At 33.2% G+C, this 19,094-nt stretch carries 14 protein-coding genes and 1 tRNA gene; 3 read left to right on the top strand and 12 right to left on the bottom strand.

The window, feature by feature from the left end:
• Positions 1–198 precede the first annotated feature (198 nt).
• Both HNV08_RS04805 and HNV08_RS04800 read left to right on the top strand, forming a co-directional pair.
• Positions 199–1,527: a hydroxymethylglutaryl-CoA reductase, degradative gene (locus HNV08_RS04805; protein WP_317170208.1), complete on the top strand. Its 1,329-nt coding sequence runs from the start codon at positions 199–201 to the stop codon at positions 1,525–1,527.
• 8 nt (positions 1,528–1,535) lie between these two features.
• On the top strand, positions 1,536–2,480 hold the full coding sequence (locus HNV08_RS04800; protein WP_194241972.1) for a GYDIA family GHMP kinase: 945 nt from the start codon (positions 1,536–1,538) through the stop codon (positions 2,478–2,480).
• A 77-nt stretch (positions 2,481–2,557) separates the two neighbouring features.
• On the opposite strand, the gene HNV08_RS04795 is transcribed toward HNV08_RS04800, so the two are convergent.
• The 7 genes from HNV08_RS04795 to HNV08_RS04765 form a co-directional block, all read right to left on the bottom strand.
• Positions 2,558–4,705, bottom strand: a complete 2,148-nt coding sequence (locus tag HNV08_RS04795; protein ID WP_173280028.1) for a SurA N-terminal domain-containing protein — start codon at positions 4,703–4,705, stop codon at positions 2,558–2,560.
• 106 nt (positions 4,706–4,811) lie between these two features.
• The gene (locus HNV08_RS04790; protein ID WP_173280027.1) at positions 4,812–6,101 is read right to left on the bottom strand and encodes a hemolysin family protein; all 1,290 of its coding nucleotides are present in this window, start codon (positions 6,099–6,101) and stop codon (positions 4,812–4,814) included.
• A 3-nt stretch (positions 6,102–6,104) separates the two neighbouring features.
• Complete coding sequence (locus HNV08_RS04785) at positions 6,105–6,296, bottom strand: hypothetical protein (protein WP_173280026.1); 192 nt, start codon at positions 6,294–6,296, stop codon at positions 6,105–6,107.
• Positions 6,297–6,329: 33 nt separating this feature from the next.
• Entirely contained in the window at positions 6,330–6,884 is a 555-nt protein-coding gene (gene lptC / locus HNV08_RS04780) for an LPS export ABC transporter periplasmic protein LptC (RefSeq protein WP_173280025.1), read from the bottom strand.
• Between the two features lie 184 nt (positions 6,885–7,068).
• The gene (locus HNV08_RS04775) at positions 7,069–8,253 is read right to left on the bottom strand and encodes a tetratricopeptide repeat protein (protein ID WP_241697174.1); all 1,185 of its coding nucleotides are present in this window, start codon (positions 8,251–8,253) and stop codon (positions 7,069–7,071) included.
• A gap of 16 nt (positions 8,254–8,269) precedes the next feature.
• A complete protein-coding gene (locus HNV08_RS04770) occupies positions 8,270–9,589 on the bottom strand; it encodes a hypothetical protein (protein ID WP_173280024.1) in 1,320 nt (439 codons plus the stop codon).
• A complete protein-coding gene (locus HNV08_RS04765; protein WP_173280023.1) occupies positions 9,589–10,317 on the bottom strand; it encodes a type III pantothenate kinase in 729 nt (242 codons plus the stop codon). The genes HNV08_RS04770 and HNV08_RS04765 overlap by 1 nt, the downstream gene beginning before the upstream one ends.
• A 102-nt stretch (positions 10,318–10,419) precedes the next feature.
• Here HNV08_RS04765 and HNV08_RS04760 point away from each other — a divergent pair.
• Positions 10,420–10,492: transfer RNA gene (locus HNV08_RS04760), tRNA-Phe, on the top strand.
• A 190-nt stretch (positions 10,493–10,682) separates the two neighbouring features.
• On the opposite strand, the gene HNV08_RS04755 is transcribed toward HNV08_RS04760, so the two are convergent.
• From HNV08_RS04755 to HNV08_RS04735, 5 genes are read right to left on the bottom strand one after another with little or no spacing between them, the layout of a single operon-like run.
• On the bottom strand, positions 10,683–12,629 hold the full coding sequence (locus tag HNV08_RS04755; RefSeq protein ID WP_173280022.1) for a heavy metal translocating P-type ATPase: 1,947 nt from the start codon (positions 12,627–12,629) through the stop codon (positions 10,683–10,685).
• The gene (locus tag HNV08_RS04750; RefSeq protein WP_173280021.1) at positions 12,626–12,988 is read right to left on the bottom strand and encodes a DUF3703 domain-containing protein; all 363 of its coding nucleotides are present in this window, start codon (positions 12,986–12,988) and stop codon (positions 12,626–12,628) included. The genes HNV08_RS04755 and HNV08_RS04750 overlap by 4 nt, the downstream gene beginning before the upstream one ends.
• Before the next feature lie 56 nt (positions 12,989–13,044).
• Positions 13,045–13,458, bottom strand: a complete 414-nt coding sequence (locus HNV08_RS04745; RefSeq protein WP_173280020.1) for a Fur family transcriptional regulator — start codon at positions 13,456–13,458, stop codon at positions 13,045–13,047.
• Between the two features lie 3 nt (positions 13,459–13,461).
• Positions 13,462–14,667: an efflux RND transporter periplasmic adaptor subunit gene (locus tag HNV08_RS04740; RefSeq protein ID WP_173280019.1), complete on the bottom strand. Its 1,206-nt coding sequence runs from the start codon at positions 14,665–14,667 to the stop codon at positions 13,462–13,464.
• A gap of 4 nt (positions 14,668–14,671) precedes the next feature.
• Positions 14,672–19,006 (bottom strand): CusA/CzcA family heavy metal efflux RND transporter, encoded by a 4,335-nt coding sequence (locus tag HNV08_RS04735; RefSeq protein WP_173280018.1) that lies wholly within the window; start codon positions 19,004–19,006, stop codon positions 14,672–14,674.
• Positions 19,007–19,094 lie beyond the last annotated feature (88 nt).

The following is a 19,094-nucleotide window of genomic DNA, read 5'->3' as shown; positions in this document are numbered from 1 at the left end:
GCTATTAATCTACTTTACAGATCTAGACTAATACTATTTTTAGGCACGTACTGTTTACAATATTCTAATTTTCAATAGAGCAATGCCAAGTTTACTAAAAATTATGCAAAAAATCGCTATTATTAACAGTAAATCGGCATTTAGAATCTATAATACACACATTTTTATACCAATCCTAGTATCTTTGTTTTTACTAAAATTAAAACCCATATGCCAAACACTATTTCTGGCTTTTCAAAACTTTCTAAATCTGAAAAGATTGAGTGGCTTTTAGAGACTTATTTTACAGAAAAAGATAACGCAAGAGCACTAGTAGAACGTTATTGGAATGCCGATGACAAACTTCAAAAACTACACGATGAGTTTATTGAAAACACCATTTCTAATTACTATTTACCTCTAGGTATTGCGCCTAATTTTTTAATCAATGACTCTACATTAGCCATTCCTATGGCCATTGAGGAAAGTTCTGTAGTCGCTGCTGCAAGTAAAGCCGCTAAATTTTGGTTGCAACGAGGTGGTTTTAAAGCTAAAGTACTGTCTACAGAAAAAATTGGGCAGGTTCATTTTATATATCAAGGCGATACAAAAAAGCTTGAAGCATTCTTTAAGCACGTAAAACCAAAATTACTAAGCGATACCGCTTCTATTACCCAAAGTATGGAACGTAGAGGAGGTGGTATTTTAGATATTAAATTACGCAACAAGTCGGCAGATTTACCTAATTACTACCAACTCCATGCTACGTTTGAAACCATGGATGCCATGGGCGCAAACTTCATTAACACATGTTTAGAGCAATTTGCAGCAACATTTAAATCTGAGGCACTGCTTTATGAAGCTTTTAACGACCAAGAGAAGGCTATTAATATTGTAATGAGTATTCTGTCTAACTATGTACCAGAGTGTTTGGTACATGCTGAAGTTTCTTGTAAGATTGAAGATTTAAAAAGTAAGGACATTCCTCATCCTATGGAGTTCGCGCAAAAATTTAAGCAAGCTGTAGATATTGCAAAAGTAGAACCTTACAGAGCCGTGACCCATAACAAAGGTATAATGAATGGTATTGACGCGGTAGTTTTGGCTACAGGTAATGATTTTAGAGCTATCGAAGCTGGTGTACATGCCTATGCCGCAAAAGACGGAACGTATACTAGTTTAACCCATTGTAGTATAGAAAATGGTATTTTTAAATTTTGGATTGAAATTCCATTAGCCCTAGGAACCGTTGGTGGCTTAACGAGCATACATCCTTTGGTTAAGTTTGCTTTAGAAATGTTACAAAAACCAACAGCTAAAGCATTGATGCAAATTGTAGCAGTAGCTGGTTTAGCACAGAACTTTGGCGCTGTAAAGTCCTTAACCACAACTGGCATTCAAGAAGGACACATGAAAATGCACTTAATGAATATTTTAAATCAATTTGAAGCCACCGAAACTGAAAAATCACAACTCATAGCGCATTTCAAAACTAATGTAGTGTCGCATAGTTCTGTGGTTGAGGCCATAGAAAATCTAAGACAGTAAATACAGCATTGAGCAGTAAAAATATAATATACAGAAGTAACGGCAAACTATTACTTACGGCAGAATATGCTGTTTTAGATGGCACAAAAGCATTGGCTATACCCACAGCATATGGACAAAGCTTAAAGATTGAAAAAAACGAGTCTAACGTTATTTCATGGAAAAGTTTTAATGAGCAAGATACCATATGGTATCAAGACCGTTTTACAATCGCACAAGGAGAAATTAAAAATAAGTCAGGCTACACCAATGACATTTCTCAACGACTTATTCAAATATTTGAAGCAATTAAAACTTTAAATCCAGACTTTTTAACTAAAAACATAGGGTTTAATATCACAACGCACCAAGATTTTAATAGACTTTGGGGTTTAGGCACCTCTTCTACTTTAATTAATAATATGGCAAATTGGGGAAATGTAGACGCCTTTACTCTCTTAGCAAAAACTTTTGGTGGTAGTGGATATGATATTGCTTGTGCTCAAAATAATTGCCCAATAACATTTCAATTACAAGATGGCAAACCACCTATTGTAGACACTGTAAATTTTGAACCTGAATTTAAACAACATCTTTATTTTGTTTATCTCAATCAAAAACAGAATAGTAGAGATGGTATTTCCACCTATAAACAATTAGGCAAGATTAATACAGAAACCATAAATACCATTTCTTCAATTACCGAAAAAATGATTTGCTCAACTTCGCTCTTAGAGTTTGAAAAATTAATAGAAACCCACGAGTCTATCGTTTCTAGCCTTGTTCAACAAAAAGTGATTAAACAGCGTTTGTTTAAAGATTTTAAAGGCGCAATAAAGAGCTTAGGTGCTTGGGGAGGCGATTTTGTTTTAGCAACATCACAAGACGATCCAACTCCCTATTTCAATTCAAAAGGATTAGACACTATAATTCCTTATGACGAGATGATTTTAAAGCATACACCTCTTCATTAAAAAAGTACATAACGATAAAAAAGAAAGGCTTTACATCACTGTAAAGCCTTTCTTTCTGTATTTAAACAATAACTAATTTAGTATACTGTTTTAGCCCTGTTATCTTCTATTTCTGCTGAATTTTCTAATGCTTTAAATACTGCTGTTTGTGCTGCAGCACGACGTTCCGTATTTAATCTATTCATAATAGCAGAATAATTATCTAATTTTGTAGCTTCAGTTATTTTAGTCACTTCAATAACGTACACGCCTTTTTCGCCATCAATTGGTTTAGAGGTAGCACCTTCTGCTAATCCAAATGCTGCACCTACAACTTTAGGCTCTACACCTGCTCCTGAAAGTGTTGTATTCTTAAGCGTAATTGCTGCTGCTGATTTTGGACTCAATCCTTGATTTTTTGCAATGTCTGCAACTGTAGTCGCAGATATTTTTTCACGAATTAATTTCGCTTTTTTCTCGTTTCTAATAATTGGTAAAGCTGTGATAGACGCATCTTCAGTACTCATTAAACCTGCTTCTTTTTTCTCAATGACTTTAGCAACTATATATCCAAAATTAGATATTGTAAAATTCTTGTAGTCTCCTGTATCTGTATCTTCATTAAACGCCCAACGCACAACTTCTCTTTGGCTTCCAAGACCAGGAATATTTTCGTCTAATATTTTAAATGAAATTGGTTTTACCGTTAAATCACGCTCTTTTGCCAATTCATTAAAATCACCCTCTTTTGCAGCAATTTCAAACTTAGACATTTTATTAAATACAGCTTGCAACGTTTCTTCAGATGGCTCTATTTTATCTGCTATCGTAGCAACTTTTACAGTACTGTTATAGCTTTTTTGCTCTAATACTTCTATAATATGATATCCAAATGACGTTTGTACAACATCTATATCACCTACTTTATTATCAAAAGCATATGCTTTAAATTCTGGAGCCATACCTGCTTTGTAATCAAACTCAATTTCACCGTCCTTTTCATTACTAACTTTATCTGAAGATAATTCTAATACATCCATAAATTTAGTACCCGATTTAATAGCTGCTAAAATACTGTCTGCAGTTTTCTTAGCTTCTTCTGGTGTTTTTGTTACTGAAGCATCCGCTCTTTGTCCACCAATATTAGGTATTAATATATGACGAACTTTAACAGAATCTGGTAACTCTTTTTTTGCAATTACTTTAGATAACTTATAGTATTCACCATCTTTATATGGCCCATAATAATCGCCAACATTTAACTTTAATAATGTATCCTTTGCAACCGATGGTAATTCTGCAGCTCTTAAGAAGGTATCACTATATTTTATATCTGAATTTGTATTTACAAACTCTTCAACATTGTTAGTCGTATCAAAACCTTGAATAGTTTCTTCATTTTTACTACTCTCGTTATATTCTACCTTATCTTTTTTAAGCGCTAATAAACCAGCTTTTATTTGGTCTTCATCTGCTTTAGACGCTTCTTCTTTAAATTCTACATAAACAACCTCTCTAGTTGCTTCTGTTTCGTAAGTGTCTTTATGGTCATTAATATAAGCCTGTATATCACTTTTTGACACCTGCACTAAGCTATCTGTAATACTAGTATAAGGAATCTGCACATAACGTACATCTACTGTTTTTGCATCACCAAAATAATCATTTTCAGCCTCAGAAATTGTAGTACTGATACCTGCTTTAATCATATTGTAATAGGATTGTTGCACTGAATTTGCTGCGATAGATTGTTCGTTGTTTACCCAACTATCAAAATTCACCATAAAGTTCCCTAATGGTGCTGTACCACCATTTAAATCTTGCAAATTTGAAATAAAAGCATTCAATCGATTTACATCAAAATTTCCATTCTCATCTTGAAATTCTGGATAAGAAGAAAAACTATTCTTTAATAAATCTCTCATTTCGTCCTTCTCTACTGACAGACCTAATTTATCAAATTCTGTTTGTAGTACAATTTTACGAAGCTCTTGGCTGTAGACTGTATTCATTGCTTGAGTAGAAGTTTGTCTTCCACCTGAAGCATCTTGGTAATTCTTTACTTTTTGCTGAAAATCTAAACGATTAATATCCTTACCGTTAATGGTAGCAACCACATCTTGTGATCCTCCTGAAAATGCATCAGAATTTTTGAATAAATCTCCAATTACAAAAGCAAATAATGCCATTGCAATTACAAAAATTAATATCAGTGATCGTTGTCTAATTTTATTTAAAACTGCCATTGTCTTTTATGTATAATTTATTTTGGTGTAAATAAGTCTGCGAAAATAGTATTTTCTACTAAATAATAAAAGTAGTATTGTAGTTTTTATAAGCCGCAGCAATGTATTAATCTACTTCTAGGACTTTTAATACAATTTCGTCTATCTTGGTAGACGACACTTCTGTTATTGTGAATTTAAAATTATCTATAAGAACATCATCCTTAGCCTTTGGTATTTCTTCAGCAGCATTTACAATTAAGCCTCCTAAGGTTTCATAATTTTCACTTTCCGGAAGGTTGAGCTTATAGGTTTCATTGATATAATCCACTTCTAATCTGGCAGAGAACTTATAGGTGTTTTGATCTATCTGCTCTTCTATCATCTCAAAAGTATCATGTTCATCTTCAATTTCACCAAACAGCTCTTCTATAATATCTTCTACCGTCATAATGCCAGAAGTTCCTCCATATTCATCTATGACAACCGCTATACTTTTCCGTTTTTTTGTTAAGATATTTAATACATCTTTTATAAAAATGGTTTCCGGTACAAAACCTACAGGAATAATAATAGATTTTATGGATTTAGGTTTTTTAAACAATTCAAAGGAATGCACATAACCTAAAATATCATCGATGGTGTCTTTATAAACAATAATTTTAGTTCTTCCTGTATCAATAAACAATTGCCTTAGATTATCTAAAGACTCTGATATATCCACAGCTGTAATCTCAGTTCGTGGCACCATTACTTCACGAGCCTTTACGTCTGAAAACTCTAAAGCATTCTGAAAAATTTGAATTTCACTATCTACTTCATCATGGTCCTCTACCGACTCCATTTGCTCACTGATGTAATTACCTAGCTCCACTTTTGTCATCGCTAAAACCACATCTTCTCCCTCTGTTCTAAATACATATTTTAAAACAGCATCTGAGATCCAAATAACAAAATCTGAAATCCAAGAAAATAGGATATAAAATACATATGTAGGAACTGCTAAGATCTTTAATAATGAATTGGCATAAATCTGAAAAAAAACTTTAGGTAAAAATTCCGCTGTTATTAAAATTACAATTGTAGAAACTATAGTCTGTGTTAACAATTGTAAGTCCGTTAATAAATAGGATATTGCAGTGTTATCTGATGGCAAAAAGGTCTGAAACCAACGCACTAGAACATCACCCATTTTAAAACCATAAATTACCAATGCGATATTATTACCTATAAGCATAGTAGCAATATACTTTGATGGTCTAGCTGTGAGTTTACCTAGTATTTTACCTAAAAAATCACCTTGCTTTTTTTCTAATTCAATATGAATTTTATTAGCAGACACATAGGCAATTTCCATACCTGAAAAAAATGCTGAAAGTATCAGCATTACAATAATTATGACAACATCTAAGGTCATAAATTATTTGTTATTTCGGTCTTCAAACTTTTTGCTAAATCGCTTTCTAAAGAAAAACATAAATACGGCTAATGCCACAAATAAAAGTGACATATAGGCTCCATTTCTGTTTTCTGACCATTTGTTAACGGCATCGTAAAGAAATAAAACAGCAAAAACGAGATAAGCGTAATGAAAAATCTTCTGTATTTTCATATTTGAATAAAATGATTATTATAACAAAGGTAACTAATTATCGAGTTCAAAATCGCCACCCATTTCTAACATCTGAAAATTTTCGAAGCTTTTATCAGAATCAAAACCAATGCCGTGTAATGTTCCATATTTCCAAGGCTCATTTGTAAACAACCATTCTAACTTCTGGTTGTAAAATAATTGCTCGGTAAATAAGGTATCGTTTTGATGTGTAATAATCCTAACATTACCTTGCAAATCAATAATATCAGTTTGCGGATAATGAATTGCGTATTTAGAAGTTATTGTTGTACGATTACCGTCATCATCATAAGTTCTCAACTCTATACCGTCTGGAAATTCTGAAAACTTGAATTTTCTATTTGAATAATCTAACATTTTAGGACTCATGAGGTTTGCTAATAATCTAACCGTATCATCCTCAAATTTTGTGTATTTTAAATCTATTAGATTCGCTTCACTTATAGGTTGATTTTGAAGCACGCCTACCTTCTGAATCTCACTAAAATCATTGGTACACGAAAAAAACAAAGTCACAACAATTGCTGTGACTAGGTTTTTAACTATATGTATTTTATGTTTTGTCATTAAATTTTTGGCACTGTTACAGAGCGTCCTATCCAACAACCAATTTTAACTACTGTACCAGAACAACTACAAGAAAAGATATCTGATTTTGATGGTGCACTTGCTCTGTAGCTCGCTGCTGTTTTAGCTGCTGCAGACTTTAATCTTCCATCTACTCTACCTGCTTTTTCAGCTTCTAATGCTGCTAACCAAAATACGGCACGCTTATTAAAGTTTGAATCACACAGTTATTTGCACTCTTAGCATACATTGCTGCTATAGACAAGTAAGGCGAACCGTCTGAAGGGTTTAACTTTAAAGCCTCCATATAATATTGTCTTGCTTTACTGTAGCTTCCTTTAGCTTTCAATTCTTGCGCTAAACCTTTATATAATTTTGCCTTTTTTAAAGGGTCTGTTGATAACGAAATCGTTTGATCAATATATTTTTGCTCACCAGTTAATACATATAAGTAATATGCAGTATCTGCACTAGGCTCAATAGTATTTTTCTGTTGTACTAATTTTAAGAATAATGGATCTTCTTTACAACCCTTTGCATACATTCTATTCATAGCACGTTGTAACCAAACTCCATTGTTTTTATTCTCTTCAAAATCCTTTTCATATAATGGTATTAACACTTCACACGTTGCTCTTTTACCAAGTTTTTGATCCATACTTGGTAATATCTTAGTTTCGAAAGCATTAATGTATGATTCGTAACTCGCTTTACGTTGTGCTTCTTTTTTAGACAACTGTTCTCCAGCTTCTTCCTTAGCTGCATATTTATTTAGTTTCACAGTATTACTCTCTATAATACCTTCAATGATCTCATTTACATCATCATATTTATCAAACATTTGTTGTGCTGATAATTTTTCTGCATCATACAAATCTACGGCCAAAGAAAAATAAGAATACAACCCTTTAGCGTCACTAAAATTCTTAGCATCTTTTGTATAAGCTTCATCGAACATAGCATATACTTGCTCATCTGTCTTATTCAATTCTTTTTTATACTTGTACGCTAAATTAGCCTTATCAACTAAAACATCTGCAAGATCGTATTTAGACTCAAAATGCTCTCTACTTTGATCATGTAGCAACATTAAATCATTAATAAAAGCTACCTGTTCTGCACCAGTAGAATTTGTTATTTTGTGTGTTAATATTTTTTCACCATGTGCATAAATGGCTCTATTAAATTTTGGGCACTTTTCTCTTACAATTTTCCATGGTCCATACGCATCATCATATTTTTTACTTTTTGCGTAACCGTCAAAAAGTGAAAGATTAGTCATGCATTCTTCTTGGCTATCTTCTTGAGCAAAACTCAAGTTAACACTCATAAACAAGGTTAAAAGTAGTACTGTAAATCTCGTTTTCATTTTTTAGTTAATTTTATTAATAATATTTTTTTTGTTGAAACCATCTAGAGTTTAAAGATAAACTAACATTAAAGTTTACAAAATTCTCTAAAATTAAATTTTTCTCAGTAGTCCCTCTTCTTCCAATTTCTAAGCCAAAGTTTGCGTTTGAAAATAAATTTCGAGCTCCAACTGGTAAACCTAGTCCAAAAGATATGCCAAACTCGTTTATTGGCTCTTCTTTAATTATTAAACCTGTATTTTCTATTTTCACACCAGCTCTATAAACAACACGATTAAAATACCCAGAGAAGGCATTATATTTAGGAATATAAAACCCACCTAAAGAAAACTGAGAACCATCTTGGTAGGACGTTGTGGTGTTAGAAAAAACAGGATTAGAAAATTCACTAGTATTTAAAAATGTGTATTCAGCTCCTATAAACCATGATTTTGGTTTCCCGACTCCTAATCCTAAAGTAAAGCGAGAAGGCAAGGTTAACTCTGTATCTCTCAAATATTGAGCTTCTAAGTCGGCATCAATTGTATTTGCTATACTTGTGACATTATAATCTGTATCTAAGGTTACCGTTGAAAATGATCTTTCATTTTCTGATTGCAACTTACTTTCTGGCGCATAAGTCGTAGTTGCAGATAACTCCAACTTATCAGTAATCATCGTTTTATATGCTAAACCAAAATTAAAAGTCAAACCTCTTAAATCCGATCTATTAAATTCTCTTGTCTGATATTGTACAATATTTCGATCCTCTGTATAAGCAACTTCAATGGCCGTATTTTGAATATTACCAAAGTTATAATTTATATCCATACCAACACTTAACTTATCACTTAACTGATAACCTAAGCCAGTAAAAACTCTATTTATACCGCCTTCACCATTAAAACGATTTACCAAATCGTCATTGTCATCAATATCATCTAACCTATAACCCACTGAAGTAAACGGTAAAATACCAAATCCTACACCAAATTTACCTATAGGTATAGACAGCGCTAAGTAATCGAAAATTGCACTATTAGCATTTTCATTTATAGATTCATTTTTTAATGTACTCGAAGACATTGTACCAGCCACAGAAAACTTAACAGGTCTACTTTCTCCATCAAACGGACTCGCTTCAATGTTTTTACCAGCGTAAGAGGCAGGATTTCTTAAATTTAAATGAATACTATCCAAATAAACTCCCATCTCTCCCATGCTACGGTTTTCAACTGTACCTCTAAACTTTAAACTTCCAATACCATAAAATGAATATGGCGAACCTGTCCCTTGTTGAGAAAAAACAGAAGAACTAATAATTGTAATACAAATTACAATGAATCGTTTTATCATTATTTTGAATTATATTCTAGAATAAAATTCAAACCCTCCAAAAGAAAATTTGAATTCGCAAATATGGTATTTTTTAATTGGTTTGACAAAAATTTGGTATCTCCTCCTGTTAAAATAATTGTTAAATCTATATTATTCTCCATATATTCATCAATTATTCCATCCATTTCTTTAATTACACCAAAGATTACACCTGAGTGAATTGACGTATTTGTAGAATTTCCTACAATAGAATCTGGCATTGAAGCATCTAACAAAGGAAGGTTAGCTGTTAAATCATTCAAAGCTTTATATCGCAATCGAATACCTGGAGAAATAGCACCACCTAAATATTCATTCTCTTTATTTATAAAATCATATGTTATACAGGTTCCTGCATCTATGATTAGAACATTGTTATCAGAAAATTGATCAACCGAAGCACTTACCAATGCCATTCTATCGACTCCCAATGTCTCAGGTGTGGCATATAAATTTTTAAATGGCACTTTAGTTTTTGAACTAAGCTCTAAAATTGGCATATCAGCTTTTACTAAATCAATATCTTTTTGAAGCAAACGACCTACTGAAGAAATTATAGCACAATCTACTTTTGGGTAGGCCTTTTTCAACAAATTATATTGTTTTTTAAACGCTTCTAGCTTAAAACTTTGCTTAAATATTAAATTTCTGCCATCATAAACAGCAAATTTAACAAACGTATTCCCCACATCTACAATAAGATTCATAAGTATTTTATATTTTACAAAGTTATAAAATCAAATTTTAGCAAATTCTTTTTGCGAATATTAAAAATGCATCTATATTTGCATCCGCTTAATTAAGCAATTGGTGCCTTAGCTCAGTTGGTAGAGCAAAGGACTGAAAATCCTTGTGTCCCTGGTTCGATTCCTGGAGGCACCACTTTCAAACCCTGTAAACATATGATTTACAGGGTTTTTTGTTTTTATAGGGACAACATAAGGGACAACACCGATACATTTATTCATTTAAACACAAATTAACAGAATTATTAATTATCCTCGATTTACGTAATAATTCTTTAATATTATTAATGTTAAAGTTGTTTCCAATCCATTTAATATTCCTAACCTCATTTCGCGAGCTGTAATCTAACAGCATTCAATATTGCTAACAATGCAACACCAACATCTGCAAAAACCGCTTCCCACATAGTTGCTAAACCACCTGCACCTAATATTAGAACAATCACTTTTACACCAAAAGCTAAAATGATATTCTGCCAAACGATTTTTCGTGTGGAACGACTTATTTTAATCGCTCTCACGACTTTTGAAGGTTGGTCTGTTTGAATGATGACATCTGCTGTCTCTATTGCGACATCACTACCTAAACCACCCATTGCAATACCAACATTACTCGCTGCTAAAACAGGTGCATCGTTAATACCATCACCTATAAAAGCTACTTTATTTTCAGGATTCTTCTTTAAAGATTCAACTTCGTTTAATTTATCTTCTGGTAGTAAACCACCTTTAGCATTTTCAATATTCAACTCTTTAGCGACTTGTTGAGTTATAGAATCTTTATCACCAGAAAGCATCATAATATTTTTAATGCCTACTTTGTGTAATGCTGTAATAGTTTCTTTTGCATCTTCCTTTAATTCATCTGCTATGACTACATAACCTGCAAATTGATTATCGATTGCAACTAAAACAATAGATTCTACAATAGATTCCGTTTCAGATGGAACATCAATATTATTAGAAGTCATTAAGGCTTTATTTCCTACTAAAACTGTTTTACCATTTACAATCCCTTTTAAACCTTTACCTGCAATTTCAGATACTTCGGTAGCTTCAAAATCTTCTCCTTCTGCTTTATACTCTAAAATTGCTTTAGCAATTGGATGCGTGGATTGTTCTTCCATCGCCATTAAGTATTGCATAAATTCGGTTTCATTCCAACCGATTGCTTTTACTTCTTTGATTTTAAAAACACCTTTGGTAACTGTTCCTGTTTTGTCCATTACCAAAGTATTTATCTTGGTCATTGCATCTAAAAATGAAGCACCTTTAAATAAGATTCCATTTTTTGAAGCTGCCCCCAATCCACCGAAATATCCTAAAGGAATTGAAATTACCAACGCACAAGGACAAGATATTACCAAGAAAATTAATGCTCTGTATAACCAATCTCTAAATACATAATCATCTACAAAAAAGTAAGGTATAAAAGTAACACCAATAGCTAAAAACACTACAATTGGTGTGTAGATACGAGCAAACTGTCTAATAAATAATTCTGTTTTAGATTTGCGTGCTGTCGCATTTTGAACCAAGTCTAAAATTCTCGCTATAGAACTATCTTCAAACTTATTGGTTACCTCAACTTCAATAACGCTTTCTAAATTAATACTACCGGCATAAACCTTGGCTTCCTTTTGAATAGAATCTGGTTTGCTTTCGCCTGTTAATGCTGCAGTATTTAAAGATGCTTTTTCGGATAATAAAATACCATCCAATGGAATTTTTTCACCTACACGAACTTGAATTTTCTCTCCAATATTTACAGCTTCTGGCGACACACTTATATAGTCACCATCACGAAATACATTGGCTTCTTTTGGTCTAACATCCAATAATGCTTTAATATTTCCTTTTGCTCTATTTACTGCTGCATTTTGAAATAATTCTCCTACTGCATAAAATAGCATTACTGCAACACCTTCTGGATATTCACCAATTATAAATGCACCAATCGTGGCAATAGACATTAAAAAGAACTCGGTAAAAACATCGCCTTTTATAAGGCTTTTCCATCCTTCTTTAATTACTGGAAATCCAACTGGAATATATGCTAAAGTGTACCAAACTACTCGAATCCATCCTTTAAATTGAGGAATCGCATCAAAATAATCTACAGCGATACCTACAATTAACATTACAAAACTTATGATAGCAGGAATGTATGTTTTGAATGCGCTACCATCTCCGTGGTCGTGACCATCATCGTGAGAATGTTGTTCCTTTGAATTTAGTTTTAAATCTCTTAAATTGACTTTCTTTTTCTTCATTTTGAATTGAATAATTTTTTAATATCATTAGGTATAGGCATAGATTTTAATGGTGGTACGTTTGCACCGCCTGTATTCCCAAGTGGCACGTGGTTAATAAATGATTTCCAACCACCAACAAGTAACCTAATAATTTGACCGAGTACTTCTTTAGTATCTTTTTGTATAAATCCAAACTTTAGCATTAACCAATGTGAATAGGTATGTTCTATTGGGTAAGATTGCCCTATGATATGACTGCGTTCTAAATGATACCAAGCATTACTATACTGCTTATTTTCTAAACAGAAACTATATCGTTTTAATTCTTCGTTATAAGCCTGTTTAAGAGGTTTAGGTATTTTAGTATTAAACTTCATATCCACTAATTTTTGATAAAAATAATCTAATAGTAAGTGCAATGGAAGTGCATTTGTTATCTACTGCACTTATCACAAATACCTTTGACCACCAAATTGACATTTTCTGAAATAAAACCATTGGGCACTTTTATTTGTGGAATTTTATGCTCAGTAAGACAAACCGTTTCGTTGCAGTTATTACAATGAAAATGTAAGTGTAAATCGGTTTCAATATCACAGTTGCAGCCTTTTTCACAAAGCGCATATTTAGTAATGCCTGTGCCATCGTCTATTTGATGTACAATATCCTTTTCCTCGAATGTTTTAATAGTTCTGTACAATGTAGTTCTATCTGCTTTTTCAAAAGCATTTTCTATATCACTTAATGTTACTGCAATTTCTTTTTCTGCAAGAAACTTATAAATCAATAGACGCATTGCGGTAATACGAATATCTTTTGACTCTAATAATTTTTCTATTGTTTGCATAATCTAATGTTCGTGTTCTGCTTCGCCTTTTTTCATTTCTGCAATTAAATAATACGCATTATTATAAGCGAATTTTGTGGTTTTATCTTGTTCTTCAGCAAATTGAACCGCTTTCCAGTTACCATCTTTTGCTCCTAAAAGCACTTCAATAGGTTTAAAACTCCAATCTTCATTTTCTTTTTCTGCCGAAAACACGAAAAATCTATCGCCTTCTTTTACAATGGCACTTTCGGGCAACGCCATAGTTTTCGTATTTTCTGTTTGGATTTTTCCTTGAATATACATTCCAGGAATAAGAATGCCTTTTTTATTCTCAATTTCTGCGTGTACGTGTACCGCTTTGGGATTGTCTTCGAAAGTTTTACTTACCGAATAAATTTCTGCTGTTAATTCTTCATCTTGCATTGTTTGAACATTAAAGCTTACTTTTTGACCTTTCTTAACTTTATACACATCTTTTTCAAACACCATTAAATCAGCGTGAACGTGATACGTATTTACAATTTCGAAGAGTTCGGTTTGTGGTTCAACATACTGTCCTGTTTTTACTTCAACCTTTTGCACATAGCCTTCAATAGGACTGCGTAATGATATACTATGAGCAATTGTTCCATTTCGTACTGATGACGTATTTATGTTTAATAGTTTCAACTGCGCTTCCAATCCATTTACCATTGCTTTAGAGGCATCATATTCGGCTTCGGCCTTTTGAAAATTTGCACCAGAGCCAACTCCTGCATCATATAATTTTTGTTGACGCTCAAAGTTCTTCTTTAAAAAATTACTATTGCTAAAAGCATTCAAATAATCGGTTTGCATTTGAATAATATTTGGATGTGAAAGATATGCCACAACTTGACCTTTATTCACTTTATCACCTTCAATCACTTTTATGGAAACCACATTTGCGCCAACTACTGATGTTATGGCTGCTTCACTTTGTGGCGGAACTTCCAAAGTGCCATTTGCTTCTACATAACCACTCATATTACGCAACGCAATGGTGTCTATCTTCATTTTTAATGCCTCAAACTGTTGTTGTGAAAGCATCACTTCTTCGCCTTCGCTATGGTCATCGTTTTCTTCAATTTTTTGTTCTTCGTTATGGGAATGACCATCACCTTCTTTATGGCTTTCTTTATTTCCGCAAGCAACAACTAAAAATGAAACTGTTAGTAGTGCTAAAATTATATATCGTGTGTTTTTCATTGTCTTATTGATTAAAATATTGTAGTTGAAATGTGCTTTCTAAATAATTTATTAATGCTTCTTGAGATTGTAATTCAGATTGAATAGCTTCTTTTATAAGTTGTGTAAACGCTGTGTAATCAATCTCTCCTTCTTTATAAGCAAACAAAGCACCAGTTTTTTGTTCTTTAATAAGTGGTAATACTTCATCCTTATAGAACAGCCAAGATGTTTTCCATTTTTGGTGATTTTCTTTGGCTTGATTAAATTTAGATTGCACTTCCTTTTGCTTGAACTGCATATTTGATTCGGCAATTTGCCTATCAATTTTTGCAGTTCTAACTTGTGCTTTTGTTGTACCAGATAAAAACGGTATGGAAATACCAGCTTGATAGGTATAAAACCCTGAATTTCCATTTACTTTTTGTAAACCACCTTGAAGGTTTAACTTTGGTAAATTTTCAGCTTTGGCAGCTTTAAAGTTTGCTTCTGCCTCTGCGAGTTGAAGTTGAGAAACAGTATATAAAGGGTGTGCTTCTATACTAAAGGATTCTACATTTATTTCGCTCGTTATAACAATTTCATCTGAAACCGTATAAAAATCATCTGAAATCAACCACAAGTTTAATTGTTGTAAAGCAATAACATATTCACTTTTTGATTGCAAAAATTTATTCTGAATCTGTAAGGCTTGATTTTTGGCTGCTGCATATTCCAGTTTAGAAATGGCTTCTACTTCATAATTTAAAGCAACTGCTTTTTCAAAGTTGGTATAGATGGAATCTAACTCTTTGTATAAATTATAATTCCTTTTACTCTGTAAAGCATTTGCCCACGCTTTCTTTACTTCCAGTTCTAAATCTAATTCTGAAAGCTGAAACGCTTTTTGAGCTAACTGAATACGTTGTTCCTGTAATTTTTTCTTTGGCGAAATACCAAAAACGTCAATATTTGATTGACCAACTCCAATAGTGGTGTAAATACCATTTCCGTTATTGATTTCTTCACCTCCCGTAAAAATTTGGGTAGTACCAAAATCGAAAGCAGTTCCTTTTAATTGTTGTTGCTTATCAATTTCGAGTTGTTGTTGTTTTAAACTTGGATAGTTTTCTTTAGCCAATTTTACAGCTTCTTGCATCGAAATAATTGGTAACGAATCATTTATTTTTTGCGCATTTCCTGTTATTGGCAACAAAAACATAAAAGCCACCATAGCAGTAACTGTAATTACCTTTTTGTTAGCCCTAAAATTGAATGATTTGTTTTCTACCCAATGATATAATATAGGTAAAACGAATAATGTTAATAGTGTTGAGGTTAACAAACCACCAATTACAACGGTTGCTAAAGGTCGCTGAACTTCTGCACCAGCCGATGCTGAAATTGCCATTGGTAGAAAGCCTAAAACATCTGTAAAAGCAGTTAACATTATAGGTCTAATTCTTCGTTTAGTTCCTTCTATAATTCTATCTTTTAGATTGGTAACTCCTTCTTCTTTTAACTCATTCAAACCACTAATCATTACTAATCCGTTTAATACTGCAACACCAAACAACACAATAAAACCAACACCTGCCGAAATACTAAAAGGCATATCACGCAACCATAACGCTACAACACCTCCAATGGTTGCCATTGGGATTGCTATATAAATCATCAAGGTTTGTGGTAAGGATTTTAATGCAAAATAAATCAGTACAAAAATGAGTAACAAGGCAATAGGAACAACAGTTTGTAAACGGTTACTGGCACGTTCTAAATTTTCAAAAGCACCACCATAACGAATGAAATAACCTGATGGCAGTTCTAATTGTGCATCTAATTTAGTTTTAATTTCTTCTACCAATGATTTTACATCACGACCTCTAACATTGACACCTACATAAGTTCTTCTGTTGGTATTGTCTCTACTGATTTGCATTGGACCAGCTTTGTAGCTAACATCCGCAATTTCACGTAATGGAATTTGCGCACCAGAAGGCAAGTTGATATACAAATTTTGCACATCTGTTATGTCTTTACGATTACGAGAACTTAATCTTACCACTAAATCAAACCGCTTTTCACCTTCAAAAATAACTCCTGCCGTACCTCCTGCAAATGCGGATTGTACAATTTGGTTTAAGGTATTAATTTGAAGTCCGTATTGGGCCAATTTATTTCTATTGTACGTAATGGTCATTTGTGGTAACCCTGTTGTGGCTTCCGCTTTCATATCTCCAATTCCATCTGTACCTGCAATAATTTTGGATATTTCTTCTGCTTTTTGAGAGAGTATATTTATATCTTCTCCATAAAGTTTTATGGCAATGTCTTCTCTAACACCTTCCAGCAATTCATTAAAACGCATTTCGATAGGTTGTGTAAATTCATAGTTAACACCAGGAACCATTTCTACCGCTTCTTTCATCTTCTCTATTAATTCATCTTTTGTAGTGGCTGTTGTCCATTCGCTTTTTGGTTTTAAAATCACAAAAACATCGGCTAAATCCATTGGCATTGGGTCTGTTGGGATTTCTGCAACACCAATTCGACTTACAATTTTTTCGACTTCTGGAAACTTTGCTTTTACAATTTGTTCAATTTTTGTGGTCGTTTCAATAGTTTCTGTAAGGGAACTGCCTGGTTTTAAAATGGCGTGAAATGCAATATCGCCTTCATCGAGTTGTGGGATGAACTCGCCTCCCATTCGACTAAACATAAAAACTGTTAGTCCGAATAGCACGACTGCAATGCCTATAATCCATTTTCCTTTTTGTATCGCTTTAACTAATAAAGGTTGGTATTTTTCTTCTACCCAATGCACAAATTTATCGCCATAAGATTTTTTGTCTGACTTTGGTGCTCTTAAAACTAAGGCAGACATCATTGGCACATACGTCAAACAAAGTACCATTGCACCAATCATTGCAAAAATGAAAGTCAATGCCATTGGTTTGAACATTTTCCCTTCGATGCCTTCTAATGCCAAAATAGGAAGAAAGACAATTAGAATAATTAACTGACCAAAGAAGGCAGCATTCATCATTTTTTTTGAGGCATCCGCAGCAACACCATCACGTTCTTTAGATGTCAATTTCCTTTTCTTTAGAACTTGTGAAGCAATTAGAAAAACGGTGCTTTCTACAATAATCACAGCACCATCGACAATAATTCCGAAATCTATTGCTCCCAGACTCATTAAATTAGCCCAAACATCAAACACATTCATTAGTATAAATGCAAACAGCAGCGATAATGGAATTGTAGAAGCTACTATTAAACCACCACGCCAATTGCCTAATAAGAAAATAAGGACAAATATTACTATTAATGCACCTTCAATTAGGTTGGTAGCAACCGTTGAAGTCGTTTCTGCTATTAATTTGCTTCGGTCTAACAAAGGTTCGATAATGACACCTTCTGGCAATGATTTTTCAATTTGAGCCATTCGTTCTTTTACGTTCTCGATAACATCATTTGAATTTGCTCCTTTAAGCATCATTACTAATCCCCCAACGACTTCGCCTTCTCCATCTTGAGTTAAAGCACCATAGCGAATGGCAGCACCAAATTGTACTGTTGCAATGTCGCCAACGGTAATTGGAATATTGTTAGTGTTTTTAACCGTAATCTTTTTAATATCCTCTAAACTACGTACCAAACCTTCTCCACGAATAAAATTGGCTTGATGGTTCTTTTCAATGTATGCTCCACCTGTGTTTTGATTATTAGCTTCAAGAGCTTCAAAAACATCGGTAATTGTTAAACCAATAGCTTTTAGTTCGTTTGGGTCGACAGCAACTTCGTACTGTTTAATTTTTCCTCCTATGGCATTTACCTCAACTACACCTTCTACCATTGCCATTTGACGTTGTACAATCCAATCTTGCATTGTGCGCAAATCAGTAACTGAATATTTGTCTTTATACTCTGGTTTTACTTTAAGTGTGTATTGATAGATTTCTCCTAATCCAGAAGAGATAGGTCCCATAGCAGGTTCGCCAAAACCACTTGGAATTTGTTCTTTAACTTCGTTTAGCTTTTCAGCTACTAATTGACGTGGTAGATAGGTTCCCATAGCATCGTCAAAAACAATAGTAACCACAGATAAACCAAAACGAGAAATGGAACGGATTTCCTTTACATCAGGTAGGTTGCTCATTGCAACTTCTACTGGATAGGTTACAAATTGTTCAATGTCTTCTGTTCCCAAATTAGGTGCTTGTGTAATGACCTGTACTTGGTTGTTGGTAATATCTGGAACAGCATCGATGGGTACTTTTGTCACACTCCAAATACCTGCTCCAACAATGGTAAGCGTTAGCAAACCAATAATGAATTTGTTATTGATTGAAAAATCAATGATTTTATTAATCATAGAATTATAGTTATAATGAATTTATAAATAAAGAATAGTTACCAAAGAGTATCGATGGTAGCATAGATTTATAATACACCTGCGTAGC

The organism is Winogradskyella eckloniae, from assembly GCF_013249045.1.
GTDB classification, from domain to species: Bacteria; Bacteroidota; Bacteroidia; order Flavobacteriales; family Flavobacteriaceae; genus Winogradskyella; species Winogradskyella eckloniae.
Note: the sequence above shows the minus strand (reverse complement) of the source record. Positions and strands in the feature narration are given on the sequence as shown.

What these genes read in the sequence shown, in the direction of transcription:
- HNV08_RS04795 (WP_173280028.1), bottom strand. Translation starts at nt 4,705, where the DNA reads ATGGCAGTTTTAAATAAAATTAGACAACGATCACTGATATTAATTTTT.
- HNV08_RS04790 (WP_173280027.1), bottom strand. Translation starts at nt 6,101, where the DNA reads ATGACCTTAGATGTTGTCATAATTATTGTAATGCTGATACTTTCAGCA.
- HNV08_RS04785 (WP_173280026.1), bottom strand. Translation starts at nt 6,296, where the DNA reads ATGAAAATACAGAAGATTTTTCATTACGCTTATCTCGTTTTTGCTGTT.
- lptC (WP_173280025.1), bottom strand. Translation starts at nt 6,884, where the DNA reads ATGACAAAACATAAAATACATATAGTTAAAAACCTAGTCACAGCAATT.
- HNV08_RS04775 (WP_241697174.1), bottom strand. Translation starts at nt 8,253, where the DNA reads ATGAAAACGAGATTTACAGTACTACTTTTAACCTTGTTTATGAGTGTT.
- HNV08_RS04770 (WP_173280024.1), bottom strand. Translation starts at nt 9,589, where the DNA reads ATGATAAAACGATTCATTGTAATTTGTATTACAATTATTAGTTCTTCT.
- HNV08_RS04765 (WP_173280023.1), bottom strand. Translation starts at nt 10,317, where the DNA reads ATGAATCTTATTGTAGATGTGGGGAATACGTTTGTTAAATTTGCTGTT.
- HNV08_RS04755 (WP_173280022.1), bottom strand. Translation starts at nt 12,629, where the DNA reads ATGAAGAAAAAGAAAGTCAATTTAAGAGATTTAAAACTAAATTCAAAG.
- HNV08_RS04750 (WP_173280021.1), bottom strand. Translation starts at nt 12,988, where the DNA reads ATGAAGTTTAATACTAAAATACCTAAACCTCTTAAACAGGCTTATAAC.
- HNV08_RS04745 (WP_173280020.1), bottom strand. Translation starts at nt 13,458, where the DNA reads ATGCAAACAATAGAAAAATTATTAGAGTCAAAAGATATTCGTATTACC.
- HNV08_RS04740 (WP_173280019.1), bottom strand. Translation starts at nt 14,667, where the DNA reads ATGAAAAACACACGATATATAATTTTAGCACTACTAACAGTTTCATTT.
- HNV08_RS04735 (WP_173280018.1), bottom strand. Translation starts at nt 19,006, where the DNA reads ATGATTAATAAAATCATTGATTTTTCAATCAATAACAAATTCATTATT.